Source organism: Trueperaceae bacterium (genome assembly GCA_036381035.1).
In the GTDB taxonomy this organism is placed as follows: domain Bacteria; phylum Deinococcota; class Deinococci; order Deinococcales; family Trueperaceae; genus DASRWD01.
On sequence record DASVDQ010000095.1, the window covers coordinates 1 to 2808 of the forward strand.

Below are 2808 nucleotides of genomic sequence, written 5' to 3' on the forward strand. Positions count from 1 at the left end.
TACGACCTGTTGATCATCGGCACGGGCGGGGCGGGCACCGCCGCCGCCATCCGCGGCGCCGAGCTGGGCGCGCGCGTCGCCATCGCCGAGGGCGCGGTGGTGGGCGGCACCTGCGTCAACGTCGGCTGCATCCCCTCCAAGCTCCTGCTCGAGGCGGCCGCTCAGTTCCACGCCGCCCGCACCAGCTTCCCGAGTCTCGCCGGCGAGGCGCAAGCCGCCTGGCAGCGAGCGCAGGCGCGCAAGCGCGATGTGATCGCGCGCCTCCGGCAGGAGAAGTACCTCGACGTGCTCGCCGGCTACGAGGGCGTGACACTCCTGCGCGGGGAGGCCGCGCTCCTGGGGGCGGGCCGCGTGCGCGTGGGCGAGGCGGTGGTGGGCGCGCGCAGGGTGGTGCTCGCCACGGGCGCGGCGCCCGCCCTGCCGCCCGTCCCCGGCCTGGCGGAAGCGGGCGCCCTCACCAGCACCAGCGCCATGGAGCTTAAGGCGCTGCCGGCGTCGCTGATCGTGCTCGGCGCCGGCGCCGTCGGCCTGGAGCTGGGGCAGGCGTTCGCGCGCTTCGGCGTCAGGGTCAGCGTGCTCGAGGTCGCCCCGCGTATCCTGCCCGGCGAGGACCCCGAACTCTCGAACGCACTGGCGGACGCCCTTTCCGCCGAAGGGCTGGAGCTGCGCCCGGGCGCGCGCGTGACGCGCGTGGAGCGCGACGCGGCCGGCTACCGCCTGGAGGTCGAGCAGGGCGGCGCGGAAGAGACGCTGCACGCCGAGCAGCTCCTGGTGGCCACCGGCCGCCGCCCCAACACCGCCGGCCTCGGCCTGGGGGGCGCGGGGGTGGAGGTCGACGCGCGCGGCTTCGTGCGCGTCGACGAGTTCATGCGCACCTCGAACCCGCGCGTGTTCGCCGCCGGCGACGTCACCGGCGCGCCGCAGTTCGTCTACCTCGCCGCCGCGGCGGGCCGGGTGGCGGCGCAGGCCGCCCTCGCCGACCTCACGGGCGCGCCGGCCGCGCCGCTCGACGCGAGCACCGTGCCGCGCGTCACCTTCACCGACCCGCAGCTCGCCGCCGTGGGCTTGACGGAGGCGCAGGCGCGGGCGGCGGGACACGCCGTGCAAGTGGCGACGCTGCCGGCGGCGGCCATCCCGCGCGCGGCCGTCACCGGCTCCGACCGTGGCCTCATCAAGCTGGTGGCGGAGGCGCCCGGCGGCCGCCTGCTCGGCGCGCACCTCCTGACCGCCAACGCCGGCGACGTCATCGGCGAGGCCACGCTGGCAGTGCGCTTCGGCCTCACCAGCGCCGACCTCGCCACCACCCTCCACCCCTACCTGACGTGGGCGGAGGGCGTGAAGCTGGTGGCGCAGGCGTTCACCCAGGACGTGACCAAGCTCTCCTGCTGCGCCTGAGGAGCGCGCCCCATTGGGCCAGCACGCGGGCTGGGTAGGATGACGAGGTCGACCGGTTCACGAGGGAGGGGCGGGACTTGAGGATGCTGCACGCCATACCGGCCCTGCCGGTGCGCGACCTGGAGCGGAGCGTGGCGTTCTACCGCGACCAGCTCGGCTTCGCCCTGCTTCACGGCGAGGCGGGCTTCGCCGTCCTGCGGCGCGACGCCGTCGAGCTGCACCTGTGGACGGCCGGCGACGAGGCCTGGCGCCAGCGCCACGCCACAGCGCCGGTGCTGTCGGGCGCCGAGTCGTTCCTGGCCGGCACGGCGAGCTGCCGCATCGCCGTCACGGACGTGGACGCGCTCCACGCGGCGCTGCGGCCGCTGGGCGTGCTGCACCCCAACGCGCCGCTGCGCGACGAGTGGTACGGCGCGCGCGAGTTCGGGGTGCTCGACCCCGACCGCAACCTCATCACCTTCTACCAGCCGACACAAGACCCTGCCGCCTGAGCGGCGGATGCCGTGACGAGGGCGTCTGTCACCACGCCCGGCCTGCAAGCACGGCCCGCAGGTCCCCCTCCAGACCCGCCAGTCGGTCCTGCGGGTAGAGCAGGCGCATGGTGCGGTCGGGCCCGAGGAGCGCGACGGGATCGGAGTGCGCCACGAAGCCGTCGCCCAGGGCGTTGACGCCCACGTAGAAGCGCAGGGCGGCCCCGGCGACCTCCTGGTTGCTGCCGCGCAGGCCCAGGAAGGCGGGGTGGAAGCCCTCCACGTAGGCCTGCAGGCGCTTGGCCGTGTCGGTGGCGGGGTCGACGGTGACCATCACCACCTGCACCTCGTCCGGTTCGCCCAGGTCGCGGTAGGCGGTCGCCAGGCGCGCCATGGTGAGCGGGCACACGTCGTGGCAGCTCGTGTAGCCGAAGAACACCAGCAAGTAGGGGGCGTCGAGGTCCGCCAGGGCGACGCGCGCGCCGCCGGTGGTGGCCAGGGTGACGTCGCCCATGGCCGGCGGGTTGTCGAGCAGCACGCCGCGCCACTGCGGCGTGGTTCCCGGCCGCAGGCCGTAGAGCGCAGCGCCGGCGGCGAGGGCCAGGAGCACCGTCAGCGCGGCCAGCAGGATGGTGCGCTTGGCCATGCGTCAGCGCTCGCCGAGCGCGCGCTCGATGGCGCCGGCGAGGGTCTCGTAGCTGGGCGCCTCGAAGCCTTGCGTGTCCACCACGATGGAGGGGGTGCCGCGCACGCCCACCCGGTCGCCGAGCTCCAGGTCGCGCTGCACCTCGCTCAGGTAGCGCCCGTCCGCGAGGCAGGCGCGCAGCTCCGCGGCGTCGAGGGCGGGCACGCTCCGCGCGATGGCCACGAGGTTGTCGGTGCTCGCCCAGTCGCCGGCTTCGTCGGTCTGCGCGGCGTAGAGGACGCGCTTGTACTCCCAGAA

4 protein-coding genes are annotated in these 2808 nt (G+C 75.3%); 2 read left to right on the forward strand and 2 right to left on the reverse strand.

The window, feature by feature from the left end; translation table 11 throughout:
- The coding region (gene merA, locus VF202_10820; protein ID HEX7040599.1) for a mercury(II) reductase at positions 1-1395 on the forward strand (1395 nt) is incomplete at its 5' end.
- Positions 1396-1472: 77 nt separating this feature from the next.
- Complete coding sequence (locus tag VF202_10825) at positions 1473-1886, forward strand: VOC family protein (GenBank protein HEX7040600.1); 414 nt, start codon at positions 1473-1475, stop codon at positions 1884-1886.
- Between the two features lie 28 nt (positions 1887-1914).
- Here the strand turns inward: VF202_10825 and VF202_10830 are convergent, their stop codons facing one another.
- Both VF202_10830 and VF202_10835 read right to left on the reverse strand, forming a co-directional pair.
- Positions 1915-2511 (reverse strand): SCO family protein, encoded by a 597-nt coding sequence (locus VF202_10830; protein ID HEX7040601.1) that lies wholly within the window; start codon positions 2509-2511, stop codon positions 1915-1917.
- A gap of 3 nt (positions 2512-2514) precedes the next feature.
- Positions 2515-2808: thioredoxin domain-containing protein (locus tag VF202_10835; protein HEX7040602.1), on the reverse strand; the 294-nt coding region annotated here is incomplete at its 5' end.